The 19894-nt window shown below is 49.2% G+C and carries 21 protein-coding genes and 1 other annotated feature; of the genes, 14 read left to right on the forward strand and 7 right to left on the reverse strand.

Features of this window, described 5'->3' with window-relative positions:
- The first annotated feature begins 26 nt into the window (after window positions 1–26).
- Window positions 27–143 (forward strand) — a sequence feature (His leader region).
- Between the two features lie 45 nt (window positions 144–188).
- From hisG to hisIE, 8 genes are read left to right on the forward strand one after another with little or no spacing between them, the layout of a single operon-like run.
- Window positions 189–1091 carry an ATP phosphoribosyltransferase gene (hisG, locus tag ACXAFQ_RS19470; RefSeq protein ID WP_474825043.1) on the forward strand — a complete coding sequence of 301 codons (903 nt, stop codon included), beginning with the start codon at window positions 189–191 and terminating at the stop codon, window positions 1089–1091.
- A gap of 6 nt (window positions 1092–1097) precedes the next feature.
- On the forward strand, window positions 1098–2405 hold the full coding sequence (hisD, locus tag ACXAFQ_RS19475; RefSeq protein ID WP_474825044.1) for a histidinol dehydrogenase: 1308 nt from the start codon (window positions 1098–1100) through the stop codon (window positions 2403–2405).
- Complete coding sequence (gene hisC, locus ACXAFQ_RS19480) at window positions 2402–3484, forward strand: histidinol-phosphate transaminase (protein ID WP_474825045.1); 1083 nt, start codon at window positions 2402–2404, stop codon at window positions 3482–3484. The genes hisD and hisC overlap by 4 nt, the downstream gene beginning before the upstream one ends.
- A complete protein-coding gene (gene hisB, locus ACXAFQ_RS19485; RefSeq protein ID WP_474825046.1) occupies window positions 3481–4551 on the forward strand; it encodes a bifunctional histidinol-phosphatase/imidazoleglycerol-phosphate dehydratase HisB in 1071 nt (356 codons plus the stop codon). Before hisC ends, hisB begins: the two co-directional genes overlap by 4 nt.
- A complete protein-coding gene (gene hisH / locus ACXAFQ_RS19490) occupies window positions 4551–5153 on the forward strand; it encodes an imidazole glycerol phosphate synthase subunit HisH (protein WP_474825047.1) in 603 nt (200 codons plus the stop codon). The genes hisB and hisH overlap by 1 nt, the downstream gene beginning before the upstream one ends.
- Complete coding sequence (hisA, locus tag ACXAFQ_RS19495; RefSeq protein WP_474825048.1) at window positions 5153–5890, forward strand: 1-(5-phosphoribosyl)-5-[(5-phosphoribosylamino)methylideneamino]imidazole-4-carboxamide isomerase; 738 nt, start codon at window positions 5153–5155, stop codon at window positions 5888–5890. Before hisH ends, hisA begins: the two co-directional genes overlap by 1 nt.
- Window positions 5872–6657, forward strand: coding sequence for an imidazole glycerol phosphate synthase subunit HisF (gene hisF, locus ACXAFQ_RS19500; protein ID WP_474825049.1), 786 nt, complete (start codon window positions 5872–5874; stop codon window positions 6655–6657). Before hisA ends, hisF begins: the two co-directional genes overlap by 19 nt.
- Window positions 6658–6668: 11 nt before the next feature.
- On the forward strand, window positions 6669–7289 hold the full coding sequence (gene hisIE, locus ACXAFQ_RS19505; RefSeq protein ID WP_474825050.1) for a bifunctional phosphoribosyl-AMP cyclohydrolase/phosphoribosyl-ATP diphosphatase HisIE: 621 nt from the start codon (window positions 6669–6671) through the stop codon (window positions 7287–7289).
- On the opposite strand, the gene ACXAFQ_RS19510 is transcribed toward hisIE, so the two are convergent.
- Complete coding sequence (locus tag ACXAFQ_RS19510) at window positions 7255–7995, reverse strand: substrate-binding periplasmic protein (protein ID WP_474825051.1); 741 nt, start codon at window positions 7993–7995, stop codon at window positions 7255–7257. The two genes, hisIE and ACXAFQ_RS19510, sit on opposite strands and share 35 nt — an antisense overlap.
- A 197-nt stretch (window positions 7996–8192) precedes the next feature.
- On the opposite strand from ACXAFQ_RS19510, the gene lepB reads away from it, so the two are divergent.
- The 4 genes from lepB (at window position 8193) to ACXAFQ_RS19530 (ending at window position 11354) form a co-directional block, all read left to right on the forward strand.
- A complete protein-coding gene (gene lepB, locus ACXAFQ_RS19515) occupies window positions 8193–8837 on the forward strand; it encodes a signal peptidase I (protein WP_474825052.1) in 645 nt (214 codons plus the stop codon).
- 153 nt (window positions 8838–8990) lie between these two features.
- A complete protein-coding gene (locus ACXAFQ_RS19520; protein ID WP_474825053.1) occupies window positions 8991–9437 on the forward strand; it encodes an Hsp20 family protein in 447 nt (148 codons plus the stop codon).
- A 122-nt stretch (window positions 9438–9559) separates the two neighbouring features.
- Window positions 9560–10009, forward strand: a complete 450-nt coding sequence (locus ACXAFQ_RS19525; RefSeq protein ID WP_474825054.1) for an Hsp20 family protein — start codon at window positions 9560–9562, stop codon at window positions 10007–10009.
- Window positions 10010–10331: 322 nt separating this feature from the next.
- Complete coding sequence (locus ACXAFQ_RS19530) at window positions 10332–11354, forward strand: hypothetical protein (protein ID WP_474825055.1); 1023 nt, start codon at window positions 10332–10334, stop codon at window positions 11352–11354.
- Between the two features lie 102 nt (window positions 11355–11456).
- Here the strand turns inward: ACXAFQ_RS19530 and ACXAFQ_RS19535 are convergent, their stop codons facing one another.
- The gene (locus ACXAFQ_RS19535; protein ID WP_474825056.1) at window positions 11457–12344 is read right to left on the reverse strand and encodes a LysR family transcriptional regulator; all 888 of its coding nucleotides are present in this window, start codon (window positions 12342–12344) and stop codon (window positions 11457–11459) included.
- Between the two features lie 163 nt (window positions 12345–12507).
- Between ACXAFQ_RS19535 and ACXAFQ_RS19540 the strand changes: the two genes are divergently transcribed.
- Complete coding sequence (locus ACXAFQ_RS19540) at window positions 12508–13359, forward strand: SDR family oxidoreductase (RefSeq protein WP_474825057.1); 852 nt, start codon at window positions 12508–12510, stop codon at window positions 13357–13359.
- A 4-nt stretch (window positions 13360–13363) separates the two neighbouring features.
- Here ACXAFQ_RS19540 and ACXAFQ_RS19545 read toward each other — a convergent pair whose 3' ends face one another.
- The 5 genes from ACXAFQ_RS19545 to recR all read right to left on the reverse strand — a co-directional run bounded on the left by ACXAFQ_RS19545 (window position 13364) and on the right by recR (window position 18681).
- Entirely contained in the window at window positions 13364–14485 is a 1122-nt protein-coding gene (locus ACXAFQ_RS19545; protein ID WP_474825058.1) for an alanine racemase, read from the reverse strand.
- 30 nt (window positions 14486–14515) lie between these two features.
- Window positions 14516–14911 (reverse strand): MAPEG family protein, encoded by a 396-nt coding sequence (locus ACXAFQ_RS19550; protein ID WP_070125166.1) that lies wholly within the window; start codon window positions 14909–14911, stop codon window positions 14516–14518.
- Window positions 14912–15043: 132 nt separating this feature from the next.
- On the reverse strand, window positions 15044–15688 hold the full coding sequence (gene adk, locus ACXAFQ_RS19555) for an adenylate kinase (protein WP_474825059.1): 645 nt from the start codon (window positions 15686–15688) through the stop codon (window positions 15044–15046).
- Window positions 15689–15999: 311 nt separating this feature from the next.
- Window positions 16000–17922, reverse strand: coding sequence for a molecular chaperone HtpG (gene htpG / locus ACXAFQ_RS19560; RefSeq protein ID WP_474825060.1), 1923 nt, complete (start codon window positions 17920–17922; stop codon window positions 16000–16002).
- 159 nt (window positions 17923–18081) lie between these two features.
- Window positions 18082–18681 (reverse strand): recombination mediator RecR, encoded by a 600-nt coding sequence (recR, locus tag ACXAFQ_RS19565; protein WP_474825061.1) that lies wholly within the window; start codon window positions 18679–18681, stop codon window positions 18082–18084.
- Window positions 18682–19214: 533 nt separating this feature from the next.
- Here recR and ACXAFQ_RS19570 point away from each other — a divergent pair.
- Window positions 19215–19769 carry a PEP-CTERM sorting domain-containing protein gene (locus ACXAFQ_RS19570; RefSeq protein WP_474825062.1) on the forward strand — a complete coding sequence of 185 codons (555 nt, stop codon included), beginning with the start codon at window positions 19215–19217 and terminating at the stop codon, window positions 19767–19769.
- Window positions 19770–19894: the final 125 nt, after the last annotated feature.

Here is a 19894-nt window from a genome sequence, read left to right on the forward strand (position 1 = left end):
CGTTACATGTTTAATTGCGCTGCGAACCATCACCACCATCATAAAGCATAGCCTTTCAGGTTTGTGCTGGAAGGTTATTTGTTCCTTCCAGCGGCGCAGATAAAGAATTCTCGACCCCCGGAAGGAAACTTCCGGGGGTTTTTCGTTTTAGCAGCTTCAAATCAGGTTCATAAAAGAGGAATGTTCACATGGGTGACAGCAAACGTCTGCGTATTGCAGTTCAAAAATCAGGCCGTTTAAGCGATGACAGCATCGCGCTGCTAAAAGCGATCGGTATAAAACTCTACATTCGCGACCGCCTCCTCATTGCCCATTCAACCAATGAGCCTATCGATTTGTTACGCGTTCGCGACGATGACATTCCAGGCCTGGTCATGGACGGCATCGTTGATCTCGGCTTCATTGGCGAGAACGAGCTGGAAGAAAAGATGCTTGAGCGTCAGTCTGCAGGTAAGCCCGCAGATTTTGAAGTTCTGCGTCGCCTGGACTACGGCGGTTGCCGCCTTTCTCTGGCAGTGCCGCAAGAAATGACGTACGAAGGTGTTCAATCGCTGGAAGGCAAAAAAGTCGCAACCACCTACCCTTACCTGCTTGAGCGCTACTTTAAAGAACAAAATATTAATGCCCGTGCGGTCATGCTGACCGGTTCAGTGGAAGTTGCACCTCGCGCTGGTGTGGCCGATGCCATCTGTGACCTGGTATCGACCGGCGCCACACTGGAAGCCAACGGTCTGGTAGAAGAAGATGTGATTTTCCGCTCCAAGGCAGTGCTTATTCAGCGCGCCGACGGTGCCCTGTCCGATGAAAAGCAGGCGCTGGTTAACCGCCTGGTGCCGCGCATCGACGGTGTGACTCAGGCTAAAGAAAGTAAGTACATCATGCTGCATGCACCAAAAGCCTATCTGGAACAGGTGAAGAGTCTGCTGCCAGGCGCAGAGAACCCAACGGTTCTGCCACTGGCTGGCGTAGATGATGTAGTAGCCGTTCACGTGGTCAGCCCTGAAGATCTATTCTGGGAAACCATGGAAAAACTGAAATCCTTAGGTTGTCGCTCTATTCTGGTTATGCCAATTGAAAAAATGATGGGTTAATCTGCAATGATCAACTGGTCCTCACTCTCACCTGCCGGGCAGACCGAAGCCCTTGCCCGGCCGGTAATGAAAAATTCAGACAGTCTGCGGGTGACCGTTTCAGACATTCTTGCTACGGTTCGCCAGCAGGGCGATGCCGCGGTGCTGGAATACACCCGCAAATTTGACTGCGCCGCACTTGAATCTCTTCCTTTGTCCGTTGCGAAGCGTGATGAACTGGCGGCCCGGGTTGCTGATGAAGTCAAAGAGGCTTTGTTAGTCGCGTTCAATAACGTAAAACAGTTTCACGAAGCACAAAAGCCTCAGGATATTAACCTCACTACTACGCCGGGCGTAGTCTGCGAGCAGCGTTTTACCGCGCTGGATGCAGTTGGCCTGTATATTCCTGGCGGCAGTGCGCCGTTACCGTCAACCGTGATGATGCTGGGTGTACCGGCGCTGGTTGCCGGTTGCGAACGCAAAGTGCTGTGTACGCCACCTAATCAGGCCGGTGAAATCGCGCCGGAAATTGCCCTCGCCGCTTCATTATGTGGCATTGAAGAGATTTACCTCTGTGGCGGAGCCCAGGCCATCGCTGCCATGGCATTCGGCACAGAAACCATTGCTAAAGTAGATAAGATTTTTGGCCCGGGTAACAGCTTTGTAACTGAAGCCAAACAGCAGGTCAGTCAGCGTGCTGATGGTGCCGCTATCGATATGCCAGCCGGTCCTTCAGAAGTATTGGTACTGGCTGACGGCAACGCCAATGCCGCATTTGTGGCTTCGGATTTACTGTCTCAGGCAGAACACGGTCCGGATTCCCAGGCCATTTTAGTGACTGACAGCGAAGCGCTGATTGAAGTCACTAAAGCGCAGGTAGAAGTGCAACTGGCAAAACTGTCCCGCAACAGCATTGCCTCACAGGCAATGGAGAATGCACGTTATATTCTCACCGGCGACATTAGCGAAGCCGTGCTGGTTAGCAATGCTTACGCGCCAGAGCACTTAATCGTGCAGACCGACAATGCCCGTGAACTGCTTACCGACATCAAATATGCCGGTTCCATTTTCGTTGGCCAGTGGTCACCGGAATCTGCAGGCGATTATGCCTCAGGCACCAACCACGTATTGCCAACTTATGGCTACGCGCGAAACTACTCCAGTTTAGGGCTGCTTGATTTTATGCGCCGCTTCACCGTGCAGGAACTGTCTGCCGACGGCATGCGTAATCTCGGGCCCGCCATTATGAAGCTGGCCAGCGCCGAAGGCCTTGACGCCCACGAGCAGGCCGTTGCCCTGCGCATGGCTGAGCTTGATAAGGGGGATGATCAATGAGCAGCCTGGTCGACCAACTGATAAATGACAACCTGATCCCGCTGAAGCCTTATGAGTCAGCGCGCCGCCTTTACGCCGGTGGCCAGGACTGGCTGAATGCCAACGAATCACCGTTTGCCAACCACTACGATGTGGACAGCAGCCACTTCAACCGCTACCCGTCCTGTCAGCCGGACGGCGTGATCAACGGGTACGCGGCTTATGCTGGTGTTGCAAAAAGCCAGCTGATGGTGACCCGCGGTGCCGACGAAGGTATTGAGCTACTTATCCGCACCTTCTGTACGCCGGGCAAAGACAGCATTATGATTTGCCCGCCAACCTATGGTATGTACGCCATCAGTGCTGAGACCTGCGACATTGGCGTGAAAAAGGTGCCACTGAAAGCCGATTTCAATCTGGACGTGGAAGGCATTTGCAGTAACGACGATGTGAACTTGGTGTTTATCTGTGCGCCGAACAATCCTACCGGCACCCAGGTGGCAAAACAGGACTTAGACACCGTACTTCGCCACTTCACTGACAAAGCGCTGGTGGTTGTGGATGAAGCCTACATCGAGTTTGACGCAGAAAACACCTGGGCGAACAAGCTGGCCGAGTACCCGAATCTGGTAATCCTACGCACCCTGTCCAAAGCCTTTGCGCTGGCCGGTCTGCGCTGCGGTTTCACCATCGCCAATGACGATGTGATTGCTGCGCTGATGAAAGTGATTGCGCCCTATCCTATCCCGGATCCGGTGGCGCAGATTGCTGCCGAGGCGTTAAGCGAAGAAAACATCGGGCGCCTGCATGCTCAAGTCAATATTCTCAACACCGAAAAAGCCCGTCTCACGGAGGCACTGGATGCGTTTGAAGAGTTTGAGATGGTGGGCGACACCAAAGCCAACTACGTGCTGTTCCGTTATGCGCGCTGCAAAGAACTTATGGCATATTTGGTTGAGCGCGGCATGCTTATTCGCGACCAGTCCAAACAGCTGAATCTGGAAAACTGCCTACGTGTCACCATCGGCAGTCCGGAGCAGGACGACCGCCTGCTACAGCTAATTAATGATTATTTTTCCCAGACAGGAGCTTCCAAGTGAGTCAGCAAGCTATTTTATTTATCGATCGAGACGGTACGCTGGTTGAAGAGCCGCCGGTAGATAAGCAATTAGACAGCCTGGAAAAGCTGGTATTTGAGCCAAACGTTATTCCTGTTTTACTAAAATTAAAAGCAGCCGGTTTCTCACTGGTGATGGTGTCGAATCAAGACGGTTTAGGCACTGACAGCTTCCCGCAGGAAGATTTCGACAAGCCGCACAATGCGATGATGGCGATTTTCGAATCTCAGGGCGTCACGTTTGATGATGTGCTGATTTGTCCGCACTTCGACCACGAAAATTGTGCTTGCCGCAAGCCTAACCTCGGGCTGGTTAAAGACTACCTGCAACAGGGCCGCATCGATTTCACCCGCTCTTATGTGATTGGCGATCGCATCACTGATGTGCAGCTGGCCGAAAACATGGGCATCAAATCGTTCCAGTACAATCCGGAAACCAACAACTGGAAAGATATCGAAAAAGCCTTACTGGCATCATCGCGCATTGCGGAAGTGGTGCGTAAGACGTCTGAAACCGATATCCGTGTGCGGGTGGATTTGGACTCTACGTCCAAATCACAAATTCACACCGGGATGGGCTTCTTCGACCACATGCTGGATCAGATTGCTACCCATGGCGGTTTTGAAATGCAGGTGTCGGTTGACGGCGATCTGCACATCGACGATCACCACAGCGTAGAAGACACGGCACTGGCCCTGGGCGACGCGCTGAAAAAGGCGTTGGGCGATAAGCGCGGCATTGGTCGCTTTGGTTTCGCACTGCCTATGGATGAATGTCGTGCCGAGTGCATCATGGATATTTCTAACCGCCCTTACCTGAAAATGGATGCCGAGTTCAGCCGCGATCAGGTTGGCGAAATGGCCACCGAAATGGTACCGCACTTTTTCTATTCACTGGCGCAGAGCATGGGCCTGTCCCTGCACCTGTCCACCAGCGAAGGAAACGCGCACCATCAGGTAGAAAGCCTGTTTAAAGTGTTTGGTCGTGCATTACGTCAGGCCATTACCCGTCAGGGCGATGCCTTGCCGAGCAGTAAAGGAGCCCTGTAATGGCGCAGAAGATTGTCATTGTAAACACCGGCTGTGCGAATATCTCGTCGGTAAAGTTTGCCCTTGAGCGCCTGGGCGTTACTGTCGATGTGTCTGATGATTTCGACATTATCAAAGCCGCCGACAAAGTGTTTCTGCCCGGCGTGGGCAGTGCCTATGCCGCCATGCGCAGCATTAGCGGCAAGAACCTTACCGACACCATTCGTTCACTGGAACAACCGGTGCTCGGCGTGTGTTTAGGTATGCAGCTAATGGTCGAAACCTCGGATGAAACCAGTAATGGCCAAATTGACTGTCTGGGTCTGATGCCTGGTCACGTTGCCCGCCTGCAGGCCGGTGATCTGCGCCTCCCTCACATGGGCTGGAACACGGTTACGCCGCTTGAGAGCAACACGCTGTTCAAGGGCATTCCGGCTGACACCTATTTCTATTTTGTGCACAGCTTTGCCGTGCCGGTATACGACAAAACCCTGGCTACCTGTGAATACGGCCAAACGTTTTCTGCCGCCCTGCACAGCAATAACTTCTTCGGTGTGCAGTTCCACCCCGAGCGAAGCGGCGAAGCCGGCGCACAACTTCTGACTAATTTTGTGGAAATGTAATGATTATTCCAGCAATTGATTTAATCGATGGCGCCGTAGTGCGTCTGTTTCAGGGCGACTACAACCAGAAAACCCAGTACCAGAAAGATCCGGTAGACGTGGTACACGACTACGCCGATCAGGGCGCTGAGTGGCTGCACATTGTCGACCTCACCGGTGCCAAAGACACCAGCAAGCGACAGCTTACGCTTATTCGCAAAATGGTCGATACACAACGCATGAAGTTTCAGGCTGGCGGCGGTATTCGCAGCGAAGAAGACGTGGCCCAGCTGTTAGATTCTGGTGTAAGCCGCGTGGTCATTGGTTCATTGGCAGTAAAACAGCCTGAGCTGGTGAAAGGCTGGATGCAGAAATACGGCGCGGAAAAAATTGTGCTGGCGCTGGATGTAAACATCAACGACGCTGGTGAACGTATGATTGCCACCCACGGTTGGCAGGAAGACTCCGGCGTGGCGCTGGAAGGCCTGCTGAAAGATTTTCAGGAAGTGGGCGTGAAACACGTGCTGTGTACTGACATCAGCCGTGACGGCACCCTGCAAGGCAGCAATGTAGATTTATACACCGACGTATGTGCCCAATTCCCGCAAGTAAGCTGGCAAGCTTCCGGCGGCATTGGCGGCTTGGATGACATTCGTGCTCTTCGTCCTACCAATGTAGGCGGCGTGATCTTAGGCCGTGCCCTACTGGAAGGTAAATTTTCCGTTGAGGAGGCTATCGCATGTTGGCAAAACGGATAATTCCCTGTCTCGACGTACGCGACGGTAAGGTTGTTAAAGGCGTTCAGTTCCGCAACCACGAAATCATTGGCGACATTGTGCCGCTCGCCGAACAGTACGCTAAAGCCGGTGCCGACGAACTGGTGTTTTATGATATTACCGCGTCGTCTGATCAACGTGTTGTCGATAAAAGCTGGGTAAGTCGAATTGCTCAGGTCATCGACATTCCGTTCTGCGTAGCCGGTGGTATTAAATCGGTAGAAGACGCAGGACGCATTTTAGAAATGGGCGCGGATAAAATTTCCATTAACTCCCCTGCTCTTTCTAATCCAGATCTCATTAACGAGCTGCACGACATTTATGGTCAGCAGTGCGTGGTCATTGGTATCGACAGTTTCTACAACGACGCGAATGGTCGTTACGATGTGTACAAGTTTACCGGTGACGAAAGCCGCACTCAGCAAACTCAGTGGCACACTATCGACTGGATTAAAGAAGTACAGTCACGCGGTGCGGGTGAAATCGTACTGAACTGCATGAATCAGGACGGCGTGCGTAAGGGCTACGACATCGAACAGCTGAAAGCCGTGCGTGAAGTATGTAAGGTACCACTCATCGCCTCTGGCGGTGCCGGCGCCATTGAACACTTTACCGACGTATTCAAGCAAGCAGATGTGGATGGCGCGCTGGCAGCGTCGGTGTTTCACAAGGGTATTATTGATATGCACGAACTGAAAGATACGTTGGCTTCACAGGCTATTCCCATGTGTATCCGTCACGGCCGTTAAGGAACAATTTAATGATTATTACTAAAGACAATCTGACGCAATTGGCGTGGGATAAAATGGATAACCTGCTTCCGGCTATCGTACAGGATGCCGTAACCGGCAAAGTACTGATGCAGGGTTACATGAACCCGGAAGCGCTGGAAGCGACTCTTGACTCGAAAAAAGTCACCTTTTTCAGTCGCTCTAAACAGCGTTTGTGGATGAAGGGTGAAGAATCCGGCAACGTACTGAATCTGGTAGAAGTGGGCAGCGACTGCGATAACGACAGCCTGCTTATTCTGGCTCGCCCTAAGGGCCCAACGTGCCACACTGGCGCGGAAAGCTGCTGGTTCGATAACACCCCAGCCTCATTCACTTTCCTGGCAGATCTGGAACGTGTGCTGGCAGCGCGCAAATTTGCTGACCCAGATTCCAGTTATACCGCTTCTTTGTACAGCAAGGGCATTAAACGTATTGCTCAGAAAGTCGGTGAAGAAGGCGTGGAAACCGCGCTTGCAGCGACGGTGCAAGACAAAGAAGAGTTAAAAAATGAAGCGGCTGACTTGCTGTATCACCTAACCGTATTACTTCAAGCCAGCGATATGTCCATGGACGATGTCATTGCTGTGCTACGTGCTCGTCATCAGAAGTAGCATTGATGCCAAGCTGCTGTGCAGCGTCTTTCAGGCGCTGTACCACTGCTTTGTCAGTACCTTTACTCGCCGCGAGATAGCCCGTTAACGCCAGCTCTGGAATATCGGTCACCGGTACAATCTCTTCCCCGTTGATGTTTAATCGTTTTGCCATGGGTGCAATAAGCGACGGGTCCTCAATGATAAAATCTACTGTCCCACGAACCAGAAAATTCCACGAACACTGAATGTCGGCACACACCATGAGGTTATCTCCCTCGGTAAACCCCTGCTCGACCAACCAATGATGTGCCACATCGTCGCGCTGCACGGCGAAGGTAAAACGTGAAATGGTATCCATGGTAACCAATTTGTTTGCCCGTGCTTCATCCCGAAGGCCGACTACCGATAAGTGAAATTCCGATAGCTTGGCTATCCAATAAAACTTATCTTTCCGATCTGCAGTTTTAGCAAGTGAAAAGATGAGTGTATCGGCATTTTTCTCCGCCAGGGTATACGAGCGCGCCCAGGGATAAACGGAAAAATCGGCGTCCAATGCAGCAAGTTTAAGGATCTGGCGAACTTTGTCGGTACTTTCCCCCGCCACACGCCCATATTTGTCTACGTAGTGAAGCGGCGGTGATGACTCTGTGACCACAGACAGTCGCGGTGATTGCGCATAAGCGAACCACGGAAACAAAATAAGCAGGGCAGTAAATAAGCGCATGTTGCATCAATGAATTATGATTATAAAACATACAATATCACTGTTTTACAAGAATAGCAGCCTAAGCCATTAATGGATTACAGGAAGCCTACCAGGCAACTCAGCCACGATTTGAAAGATTTTGTTACATCTGCAACTGAACAATACAACCCGCTTAGCGCTCTAAGCCATGAGCAATTATCGACACAGAGGAAAAGATGAAAAAAGGACTCTCACTGAAAAAGATCTGGCAGGAAAATAAATCGTTTTTTATTTTTCTGGGACTCATGTTGTTTGTTCGCGCCGGTGTGGCGGACTGGTATTACATTCCCTCCGGTTCCATGGAGCCGACTATTGAGGTTGGCGACCGAATTTTTGTGAACAAACTGGCTTATGATGTCAAAGTGCCTTTCACCGACATCAGCCTAACAGAGACTGGCTCCCCTTCCCGTGGAGATATCATCGTTTTCGACAGTAAAGCTGCAGACAATCGCTTGATTAAACGTATAGTGGGCTTGCCCGGCGACCGCATCGCCATGCGCAACAACGTGTTGTATCTGAACAATCAGCCCCTACACTATTCCGGCGATGATGAAGATAAGCAGGAGCAATTGGGTGAAGTGCTTCATCAGATCCATCTGGATAAAACCGGCTCGCCGCTATCCTCCTTCAATACGGTAACTGTACCGGAACATCATGTGTTGGTGCTGGGCGACAACCGAAATAACTCAGCAGATTCCAGAGTACATGGCTTTATTCCTATGGATGAAATCATCGGTAAAGCCTCGCACATCGCCTATTCACTGGATAACGACAACGCCTATATACCAAGGCTCGCACGCACATTTCAGACGCTTGAATAAAAAAATTTAAAATTTTTTACTTGGAGGTGTTGAAAAGTTTTTTTTAGCACCTACATAGTAATTGTCGGCGCTTGATAGCAAGGTCGACAGAACCGCCGCCGCTATGTCGGGGCAAACATTTTAAACATATTGCTTTATAAAAAGGATATGACTATGCGTACTATCGATCTATCTCCTCTTTACCGTTCTTTTATTGGTTCAGACCGCCTTGCATCTTTAGTGGATGCCGCTTCACGCTCTGAAAGCCAAAGCACGTATCCGCCTTACAACGTTGAGTTACTAGTCGATGACAAATACCGCATTTCCATGGCGATTGCCGGCTTCTCTTCTGACGAAGTGGAAATTGTTGCTCAAGACAACACCTTAACCGTAAGCGGAAAAAAAGCCCAACAGGAAAATGCAGTGGAACGAAAATTCCTGCATAAAGGCCTGTCTGAGCGTAGCTTCGAGCGTAAATTCCAATTGGGTGACCATGTAAAAGTCACTGGTGCAGATTTACAACACGGACTGCTTCATATTGAACTCGCACGGGTAGTGCCAGAAGCGAAGAAACCGCGTCGTGTTGAAATTGGCAAACCAGCATCAGATTCCGCTGAATAAGCCTTAAATACTCTGTTATTGATTTCCGGTATCGGTTTCCGTTGAGCCGATACCGTTAAAAAACCAGCTGCCGTATTCGGGGCTGACAACTTTACATATTGCTTAATTGAAAGGATATGACCATGCGTACTATTGATTTATCACCACTTTACCGTTCATTCATCGGCTCAGACCGTCTGGCTTCTTTTATTGATAACGCCACCCGCTTTGAAAGCCAGAGTGCGTTCCCTCCTTACAACATTGAGTTGCTAGAGGAAAATAAATATCGCATCTCTATGGCTGTAGCAGGCTTCGCCGACGATGACATTACCATTGAAGTGCAAGAAAACACCCTCACCGTCACCGGCAAGAAACCGGACGATGAAAAAGATGCAGCCCGTAAATTTCTGCACAAGGGGATTTCTGAGCGCAACTTTGAACGCAAATTCCAGCTTGGCGACCATGTGAATGTTACCGGCGCGAACCTGGAAAATGGCTTGCTAAGTGTGGATCTCGAGCGAGTTATTCCTGAGGCGAAAAAGCCCCGCAAAATTGAGATTGGCAACGCGGCCATCGAACACAAAGCTGAATAACTAACAGCAGAAGAATTGAGAACGGCACCTTCGGGTGCCGTTTTTGTATTCTGCGTTTATAAACCCGCTTCCTGAAACGGATTTTCATCCGGTAATAGTTACAGCTGAAGATACTATTTTCATAGCACGCCGGTTCTTCTCTCTGTACTGTTTAAAACAAGAAGCAGCAGATAACTTTCAACACACTGAAATTGAACAAGTTTTCAACTATTAGATACATTCCGATGTCTACAGCGTACTGGCATTTAAGATGCAGCGCTTAAAGCATAACTGTTTTTTGTTGAAGCTTATTCAACGAGCCAGATAGCGTAAGGAGTCACCGATGACCATTAATCAATTACCCACACTTGTACAGGCTGAACTAGAAGCTAGAAGACGTGCCCAGGAATCCGAAGCGGCTTCAGAAGACCCTACAGCGATAGCCCCCGTCGCACCGGCTGAAGCGCTACAGGCAGATGAACAGCGCGAACAAGTACGTGAACAAGACATACGAGAACAGGAAATACGTCGCGAGGAAGTTCGACGCCAGGAAGAACGACAGGAAGAACGACAGGACGAGATAGAGCAACGACAAGCCCAAGAGGCTGAACGTCGCGCAGAGCGTAACGATGAAATTGAGCAGCGTGGTGCAGCTCGTGAAGAAAATCGCCAGCAGATATTGCGTGAACTGGATGAGCGTCAGGATGAGCTACGACAGGCCGAAGCCCGTTCTGATGAACGTTTAGAACAACTACGTGAAGAACGTGAAGCTCTACGTGAGCGAAGACTCGCGTTGCAGGAACAAGACCAACTTCAAGCACAGGAACAGTTAGCGAACCGCCGTGATGCTGCGCGGGTGCAGGCTGAACGCGAAGCAACCGATGAACTTCGCAATGAGCAGGCGCTGCAACAGCCCGCGACTGACAATTATGATCAAGTGGCCGGAGATCCGTCACGCCGCACTGCACTGGCATATGACGAGGAGGAACTGGCAACCCGACTGAATTTCGATCAGACAACGGATTTAAACGCGCCGGATGAAAACCTCGAAGGGGCAGCGCCGGTCACCACAGCGACTGAAGCAACTGAGGTACAGTCTACGGCCATTGAAGCGCTGGAAGACGTAGCCACAGTAGATCCATACGGGAATGAGGATTTAGCTGACACCATACAACTACTCCGAGCAGAAGCGGATGTTCTGCGTGAAATGCTAGAAATTATCGAAGTGGATGATGCCTCTCTACAAAGTGAACTTGACGACATCGAGCAGCGACTAGAGGATGAAACAGAGCGTGAAGCGAATCGCCTGCAAGCAGACCAAGGGTCGACAGACAGGCTGGGCAACTTTATTGACTCAGTTAGCTAATGAAAAGCGGGCAGCGAGTAAGCTGCCCGATTCATTTCCAAAGCATTGTTACGCGAAGAATGTTAGTGACAAAATCTTCTGGGTAGCAGCAGTCAGCGCTGCTTATTTAAACATGCCGTAAGCGACCAGAAAATCAATTAATACCCGGGTGCGTTGGGGAATGTGTTTGCGCGACGGGTACACCAAGGAAAACGCCAATCGTTCACCACGCCACTGAGTAAATATCGGTGTTAACGCCCCAGAATCCACCTCATCCTGAACCGTAGAGGGTAAAAAAGATGCCACACCCAGCCCAGATGCGGCCATTTTATGAATTAGCATAGGTGAATTACAACGGTGGTAATTTGTTGGGGTGATAACGCGGGTACCTGACGCGTTATGCAACCTTACCGAGTTATTCCAATTCGGCAAATCCAGCAATACCCAAGGCAGATTGGTTAAGCCTTCAACATTTTCAGGCATACCATATTTCGCCAGCATTTCAGGCTGTGCGTATAAAGCAAAAGCCTCTTCGTGCAATACTCTTGCTATTAACGAAGCATCTTTCGGAATACCAATACGCACCGCTAAGTCGACCTTGTCGTGGATCAGATCTATGCGTTCATCGCTGACCAGAAAATCCACGTAGACGTCGGGATACTGCGCTTTGAAGGCCACCAGCGCAGGCATAACAAATTTATGGGCGATATCGTGATTGGCAGTGATAGCCACCCGTCCTACGGGATGCTCTGACGCCGTAATACTGTCGATGTTTTGCAAGACTTCCTGTAGCACCCTCGCCCGCTCATACACCCGATTCCCTTCCTCGGTAACGGTGAGTTGACGGGTCGAGCGCTGAAGTAAACGGCTGTCCAATGCACTTTCCAGCACGGCAATTTGCTCACTCACACGGGAACGACTGGTGTGCAGCGCTCTGGCGGCAGCAGCAAAGCTACCCGCCTCAACCACCACACAAAAAATGGCCAGATGTCGAAGGTTTTGATAGTCCATCAACCTTGCCACCAATTGTACTCAAAACCAGAACACTGCATTCTTTTTTGTCCTACTTATTAATACACCGATGTTACCTCATAATAATTTCATCGAGCAACACACTGACAAATTAAACTAATTTTTCAAATTCGATTTTTTTAAGAATACGAGGTAACTAAAAATGATTGGAATTACTGGCGCAACAGGTCAATTAGGCCAACTGACAATTAAAAATCTGCTGAACAAAATACCTGCCGATACCATCGTCTCTCTGGTGCGGTCACTGGAGAAAGCGAAGCAATTGAACCCCGGCATTGAGGCGCGAGCGTTTAACTACGATACCCCTGAAACCCTTGAGCATGGCTTGCATGGTGTAACCACGCTGTTTCTGATTTCGGGCAGTGAAGTGGGTAGCCGCGTGCCTCAGCACACCAATGTTATTAACGCGGCGAAGAAAGTGGGTGTTTCCCACATCGTGTACACTAGCCTGCTGCGAGCAGATACGTCTAAACTCGCGCTGGCAGAAGAACACAAGGCCACCGAACAGCTCATCAAAGAATCTGGTATTCCTTACGTGATCCTGCGAAATGGCTGGTACTCTGAAAACTATCTTCAGGGTGTACAAGCTGTGATTGACTCTGGTGTTCTCGCGGGTGCTGCAGGCTATGGCCGCATCGACACGGCAACAAGAAATGATTACGCGGAAGCGGCCGCGGTGGTGCTGAATAACGTCAGCCAGCATGTGGGTAACGTTTATGAACTGGCAGGCGACGCGTCGTTTACGTTGCAGGGCTACGCAGATGCTATCAGCGCGGTCACGGGTAAAGACATTGCTTATCATCCTATGACACCGGATGAATATCAACACTTCTTAACAGATGTGGCGGGACTTCCTGCTGGTCTGGCCGGGGTATTGGCGAATTCAGAACAGTACGCGAAAGAAGGAGATTTAAGTGGTTCAAGCAACACGCTGCACGAACTCATTGGCCGTGCAACGCCGTCAATCACTGACCTGTTGAGACAAGCGGTATAACGACTTACCAACCGTCGGCGCTGTCCCAGACTTCGCTGACGGTTTGATTATCGCGGGTAACGAAGTACTTACGATATTGCCCTGCTGTAGCGCAGGCATGGTTCGGTAAGATTCGAAGCTGACTGCCAAATTCGAACAGACCGTCTGGAATTGGCAGTTTATCTTTATGCTCGATAATACCATGTTCCTGATTAGTCATACTCACATACCAGCCATCAAGCACCTTGCCGGCCGCATCTGCCACCAGCCCATAACCATGATTGTTGCTTCCCTTATCACGGGAAAGTCCCATCCAGCCTGCATCAACCAATACCCAGTTTTTCTCCTGCTGATGGCCAATTACAGTAGTCAGCACTGATAACGCAATATCCTCCACTGCACAAACGTTTAGATCTGCCATAACCAGGTCAAAGGTGGCATAAACGCCCGCGCGAATTTCAGTAATGCCCGTTTGCTTGTAGTCAGACAATGCCGTTGGCGTAGAACCCACGGAAACCACGCGGCAAGGCAAGCCTGCATCGGCTAACCGCTCTGCGGCCATTGCGGTGCGTTCACATTCCTGCTTGGCCATGGCAGTTTGCGCAGCTTGCGTGTTGCAGCTGTAAGACGCACCTGCATGTGCCATCACGCCAGAGAACGCAAGTTGTTCAGCATCATTGATTTGTTTTGCCATGGAAAGCAGCGTTTCACTTTCGGGGGCGATGCCAGCACGGTGATCATCCACATCCAGTTCTATGACTACACTGAGCGGCTTGCAGAACAGACTGCTGGCACGCGTTAAGGCATCGACAGCTGACGGATTATCTACGGCGACGGTTATCGCTACGCCGTCGGCGAGTAGTCTGTTTACCGCCTCATACTTGTTCGGCGTTAGGCCCACGGCATAGAGAATATCCTGATAGCCTGCATTGGCAAAATAGCGGGCTTCCGCCAAGGTAGAAACCGTGATTGCAGAGGGTAAAGGCGCATAAATCGCAGCAGCTTGAGTACTTTTTAGTGTTTTAACATGAGGGCGCAACGGCAAATCTACAGTGCGACATTTTGCCAGCATCCGTTCGCTGTTTTGCTCAAGACGATTTATGTCGATGACACAAGCTGGGGTGATCAAAGCAGAAAGTAAGGTCATACGCCCCTTATTGGAATCAAATCCTGTTGATTAAATAATGTAGTGAATCATAAATAAATTCGCGCAGGCGAGAAACAGCATAGACAGAAACGTCAGGATCATCCCTGATAATCGCTGCCAACTCACGCCTTCACTCAAACGCAGGCCATACGCATGAAGAATGCGGCCGAACAATAACGCACAACCGCCAGCATGGATCACCCAATGTTGTGGATGCAAGCTTTCCAGGCAAGCTAGCAGGATGAGCGTTAAGGGCACATATTCATTGAAATTACCATGCACTCGGATAGCTCGCGCCAGCTCGGCATTGCCACCGTCGCCTACACCAATTTGGGCGCTACGGCGAACATTAATAACAGCAAATGACAGATAGATATAGCACAGGGCCAGTAAACTGGCATAAAACGCGGTGATTGGAAAACTCATAGTCGTCAGTTATCTTTATTCTGGTTATTGTTATTCTGTCAATTTAACGGGTAACAGGCAAAATGTTTTACCTATTCTGACAGACAGGCACAAAAAAAGGCCGCAACTTGCGACCTTTTCAATCTGTGTGACTTAGCCTAGCAGTTCAGCCAGCTCTTTACTGACTTCGTCTACTGGCTTGGTACCATCGAGTTTGTGGTACTGGCAGTTACCGGCTTCGGCTTCTGCAGAGTAGTAGCTTACCAACGGCTCAGTTTGCTCATGGTAAACGCCTAAACGTGCGCGAACGGTATCTTCTTTGTCGTCATCACGGATGATCAGGTCGTCGCCCGACTCATCATCTTTACCTTCCACTTTAGGTGGATTGTAAACAACGTGATAAACACGGCCTGATGCAGGGTGAACACGACGGCCGCCCATACGCTCAACAATAACGTCATCTGGCACATCGAACTCGATGCAGTGATCAACGTTCACGCCAGCTTCTTTCATCGCATCAGCTTGAGGGATCGTGCGCGGGAAACCGTCCAACAGGAAACCGTTTTCACAATCGTCCTGAGCAATACGCTCTTTAACCAGACCAATGATGATGTCGTCAGACACCAGCTTACCTTCGTCCATGACGCGCTTGGCGGCAAGACCCATCTCAGTGCCTGCTTTAATGGCTGCACGTAACATGTCACCGGTAGAGATCTGAGGAATACCATAACGACCCATCAGGAATTGAGCCTGAGTGCCTTTACCAGCGCCTGGTGCGCCGAGAAGAATGATTCGCATTTTGCGCTCTCCGCTTTATTTTCTTAACTGACGGCACTTTACACACTAAGAGAAAGCGAAACAAGTCCAGAGCAGAGGCTGAATCAGATAATACGACCTATGTCGCATGCTTTATGAACAATAGTACTACTATAACAGCAAATGGAAGGGACTTGTAAAGCTTTCAGGCCAGACTACATTATGTTTATAAAACAACAATTAAGCCGTTGTTTTACAGTAACATTACGTGGCTAAATAAATGTTGATGATGATTACAATAAAAACGGGTCATTAAGACCCGTTTTACTATGTTTACATTTGAAACAATGGCGTTATTTCGCCATGTTCATCAGCAGGCTGTTCAGGTTACGAACAAAGCTAGCGGGATCTTTCAAACTGCCCTGCTCTGACAATGCCGCCTGGTCGAACAGTACGCCAACCCACTGGCTAAACAACGCTTCATCCTGCACGTCAGCCAGCTTTTTCACTAACTGATGTTCAGGGTTCAGTTCGAAGTGATATTTCACCTCTGGCACAGTTTGGCCAGCAGCCTGCATCAGCTTCATCATTTGCGTCGTCATGCCATTCTCGTCGGCAGTAATTACCGCAGGAGATTCTGTCAGACGGTGAGTGAATTTCACGTCGATAACTTTTTCACCCAGTGCAGTCTTGGCACGTTCCAGTACACCTTCAACTTCTTTCTCGGCGTCTTCCTGGGCTTTTTTGGTTTCCTCGTCGTCGAGATCACCTAAATCCAGGTCGCCTTTAGAGATAGACTGGAATTGCTTCTCGTTGAACTCAGTCAGGTGAGACATTAACCATTCGTCAATGCGCTCGCCCATCAGCAGTACTTCAATGCCTTTCTTGCGGAAGATTTCCAGGTGCGGACTGGTTTTCGCTGCCTGTAGGCTGTCTGCAGTCACAAAATAAATCTTGTCCTGACCTTCCTTCATTCGGCTGATGTAATCTTCCAGCGACACAGATTGTGCATCAGACTCATCATGGGTAGACGAGAAACGCAGCAGACCCGCAATCTTGTCTTTGTTGCTGAAGTCTTCAGCCGGGCCTTCTTTCAGAACGTTACCGAATTCGCTCCAGAATGACTGATACTTCTCGCCGTCATTCTTGGCCATTTTTTCCAGCATCTGCAGTACACGCTTGGTGCATCCCTGACGCAGTGTCTGGGTGACTTTGTTGTCTTGCAGAATTTCACGGGAAACGTTAAGCGGCAGGTCATTGGAGTCCAGCAAACCTTTCACGAAACGCAAGTAAGTTGGCATGAACTGCTCAGCGTCATCCATAATGAATACGCGCTGTACATACAGTTTCAGGCCGTGGCTCTGTTCACGGTTCCACATATCAAACGGCGCTTTGCTTGGGATGTAAAGCAGGCTGGTATACTCGCTCTTACCTTCCACCTTATTGTGCGCCCACGACAGCGGATCAGCAAAGTCGTGAGAAATGTGTTTGTAGAATTCTTTGTACTCTTCTTCAGAGATATCTGACTTATCACGTGTCCACAGCGCAGTCGCTTTGTTCACGCTTTCCCATTCGCCTGGTACAGCCGGGATTTTCTCACCGTCTTCACCATCCTGCTCAGGGACTTCATCTTTCCACATCAAAACTGGAATGCTGATATGGTCAGAATATTTGCCGATGATAGAACGCAGACGCCATGCATCAACAAACTCTTTTTCGTCTTCACGGATATGCAACGTGATTTCAGTACCGCGTGTAGGCTTGTTAATTTCAGCCACGGTAAATTCGCCTTCACCGTCTGAAATCCACTCAACGCCTTCCGATGCATCAGCGCCTGCTGCACGTGTGCGAACAGTTACTTTATCGGCAACGATAAATGCCGAGTAGAATCCCACACCGAACTGACCAATCAGCTGCGAGTCTTTGGCGGCATCGCCAGACAGCTTGCTGAAGAAATCTTTGGTACCGGACTTAGCAATCGTACCCAGGTTAGCAATAACCTCTTCGCGATTCATACCGATACCGTTATCGGCGATGGTGATGGTGCCTGCGTCGGCATCGACGCTCAGCTTAACGTTCAGCTCGCCGTCACCTTCGTACAGCGCTGCATTTTCCAACGCGCGGAAGCGTAACTTGTCGGCCGCATCGGCGGCGTTAGACACCAGCTCACGCAGGAAGATTTCTTTGTTGGAATACAAAGAGTGAATCATCAGTTGCAGAAGCTGTTTTACTTCAGTCTGAAAACCATGTTTTTCTTGTTGGGCTGCTTCAGCCATAAACCAGAATCTCCTAGCTGTTTGAAACAATTTTCAGAGTAGGAAGTAAGGTCGGCAGAAATAATTTCAACCTGAAAAGCAGGGTTTTTATCAGATTTGATGAATTTAGTAGGATGCGGCTCTGCCAGCAACGCAGCTGACAGAGCAAAAGATCAGCAATTAAAGCTTACGACGACCAGAGAATGCGTGTGTGAGTGTGCTGCCGTCGATGTATTCCAGTTCACCACCTACCGGCACACCGTGGGCAATGCGGCTAGCAGTGATATCCAGCGCGTTACACATCTGCGCAATATAGTGGGCAGTGGCCTCACCTTCCACCGTGGGGTTAGTGGCAAGAATAACTTCCGACACGGGTTCCTGTTTAAGACGGGTTTCCAGTTCAGTTAAGCCAATATCCGCGGGGCCGATGCCATCAATGGGCGACAAATGCCCCATCAGCACGAAATAAGTACCGCCAAACGACAGCGTTTGCTCAATCGCCAGTACATCCTGGGGACTTTCCACAATACACAGTACGCCCGCTTCCTGACGTTTCGGCGAACGACAAATCTCGCACACCTCATCTTCGGTAAACGTACGACACTGCTGACAATGCTGAATATGCTCCATGGCATTGTGCAGCACAGTACCCAGTTTCATTGCGCCATCGCGGTTACGTTCCAGCAAGTGAAACGCCATGCGCTGGGCACTTTTATTGCCCACACCGGGCAGACAAGTGAGCGCACTGATAAGCTCACCAAGAAGCGGACTAAATTTCATTGGTTAAAACGGCATTTGGGAGATGAATGGGCTTCAGTCATTGATTGTACTGACATGGGATATTTTGTGGCCTGTAGTTGTGTAATCATTGTTTTCATCACTCATTATATCTCTTTTTGTTCCCACTGCGCATCAGGAAAGAGTGTTCTTGCGCTTAGCTATGTAATCATCTAACTGGGAAAGACCAACCTTACGCGTACCCTAATTTAACATCAAGGTACGCCATTGCGATTTCTAACGTAGGCTAGGCGTCATCATCGCGGATTAAACACTATCGTAAAAGCTCAGATTCAAAATATATGAGGAAGTGAGGATTTGTGGTTTATCACGTTAGACCAGACAAAATACGCTTAAAGCTTGTCACGAATTTTTACACATGATGACAATTTTAACTATAGCATTAAGCGACAACCCGTACATTTCTAAAAAATTCAGTTAGTTAGATAATATGCGACAATTGGTACGCTTTGTGCGATAAAAGAACAAACCCAAAGTGATCCGATCTAACACTATTATATTGAAAAGGAAGTACGATGAAGTTTTTCAAATCTATTTTTATGATTGTTGCTCTGTTAGGTGCATCTGTAAGCGCTCAAGCTACTTTAATTGATTTTGACGATATAGCGACCGGCGATAATGTCGACGATTTCTACTCATCAATTGGTGTAGAGTTTGAATCAGGGGATTGGTCAACTTTATCAAATTACGGTGAAACGTCAGCCCCCAATTTCGCATTTACGATAGATAGTGTTTCATACGTGAACTTCTTAGATGGCATCATTACTGAGGTTATTTTCTCATATGGCGCTTTTCAAGATGCCACAGTTTCTCTTTTCGATGGTCTAAACGGTTCCGGTAACTTGCTTTCGTCATCAATCTTAACGACTAATGACCCAAATAATTTTGATTTTACAAATATCAGCTTTACTGGTACCGCGTATTCTCTTGTGGTTACCAGTTCGCCAGGTACTTTTGGCTGGGACGATTTAACGTTTACTGATGCAAATACTACTACCGTACCAGCACCAGCTACAGGACTGATGTTTCTATTGGGCCTTGCAACATTAGCATTTAGACGCCGGTCTTAAACTTTAAGACCGCTTATTTTATTGCTCACAGCTACACGATAAGCAGTAAAGTTTGATGTATTAAATTCTGATCAAAAGAAACGATTTTATCTTTCTAAAATACTAAACATCGTCAGAATAACGTT

This window comes from Alteromonas sp. ABH2_165, from assembly GCF_056159945.1.

Excerpts from the sequence above, each read along its gene's own strand:
- hisIE (WP_474825050.1), top strand. The coding sequence starts at position 6,669 with ATGATTATTACTAAAGACAATCTGACGCAATTGGCGTGGGATAAAATG.
- ACXAFQ_RS19520 (WP_474825053.1), top strand. The coding sequence starts at position 8,991 with ATGCGTACTATCGATCTATCTCCTCTTTACCGTTCTTTTATTGGTTCA.
- recR (WP_474825061.1), bottom strand. The coding sequence starts at position 18,681 with ATGAAATTTAGTCCGCTTCTTGGTGAGCTTATCAGTGCGCTCACTTGT.
- lepB (WP_474825052.1), top strand. The coding sequence starts at position 8,193 with ATGAAAAAAGGACTCTCACTGAAAAAGATCTGGCAGGAAAATAAATCG.
- ACXAFQ_RS19530 (WP_474825055.1), top strand. The coding sequence starts at position 10,332 with ATGACCATTAATCAATTACCCACACTTGTACAGGCTGAACTAGAAGCT.
- ACXAFQ_RS19570 (WP_474825062.1), top strand. The coding sequence starts at position 19,215 with ATGAAGTTTTTCAAATCTATTTTTATGATTGTTGCTCTGTTAGGTGCA.
- htpG (WP_474825060.1), bottom strand. The coding sequence starts at position 17,922 with ATGGCTGAAGCAGCCCAACAAGAAAAACATGGTTTTCAGACTGAAGTA.
- ACXAFQ_RS19535 (WP_474825056.1), bottom strand. The coding sequence starts at position 12,344 with ATGGACTATCAAAACCTTCGACATCTGGCCATTTTTTGTGTGGTGGTT.
- hisH (WP_474825047.1), top strand. The coding sequence starts at position 4,551 with ATGGCGCAGAAGATTGTCATTGTAAACACCGGCTGTGCGAATATCTCG.
- hisC (WP_474825045.1), top strand. The coding sequence starts at position 2,402 with ATGAGCAGCCTGGTCGACCAACTGATAAATGACAACCTGATCCCGCTG.
- hisG (WP_474825043.1), top strand. The coding sequence starts at position 189 with ATGGGTGACAGCAAACGTCTGCGTATTGCAGTTCAAAAATCAGGCCGT.
- ACXAFQ_RS19550 (WP_070125166.1), bottom strand. The coding sequence starts at position 14,911 with ATGAGTTTTCCAATCACCGCGTTTTATGCCAGTTTACTGGCCCTGTGC.
- hisF (WP_474825049.1), top strand. The coding sequence starts at position 5,872 with ATGTTGGCAAAACGGATAATTCCCTGTCTCGACGTACGCGACGGTAAG.
- adk (WP_474825059.1), bottom strand. The coding sequence starts at position 15,688 with ATGCGAATCATTCTTCTCGGCGCACCAGGCGCTGGTAAAGGCACTCAG.
- ACXAFQ_RS19525 (WP_474825054.1), top strand. The coding sequence starts at position 9,560 with ATGCGTACTATTGATTTATCACCACTTTACCGTTCATTCATCGGCTCA.
- ACXAFQ_RS19545 (WP_474825058.1), bottom strand. The coding sequence starts at position 14,485 with ATGACCTTACTTTCTGCTTTGATCACCCCAGCTTGTGTCATCGACATA.
- ACXAFQ_RS19540 (WP_474825057.1), top strand. The coding sequence starts at position 12,508 with ATGATTGGAATTACTGGCGCAACAGGTCAATTAGGCCAACTGACAATT.
- hisD (WP_474825044.1), top strand. The coding sequence starts at position 1,098 with ATGATCAACTGGTCCTCACTCTCACCTGCCGGGCAGACCGAAGCCCTT.
- ACXAFQ_RS19510 (WP_474825051.1), bottom strand. The coding sequence starts at position 7,995 with ATGCGCTTATTTACTGCCCTGCTTATTTTGTTTCCGTGGTTCGCTTAT.
- hisA (WP_474825048.1), top strand. The coding sequence starts at position 5,153 with ATGATTATTCCAGCAATTGATTTAATCGATGGCGCCGTAGTGCGTCTG.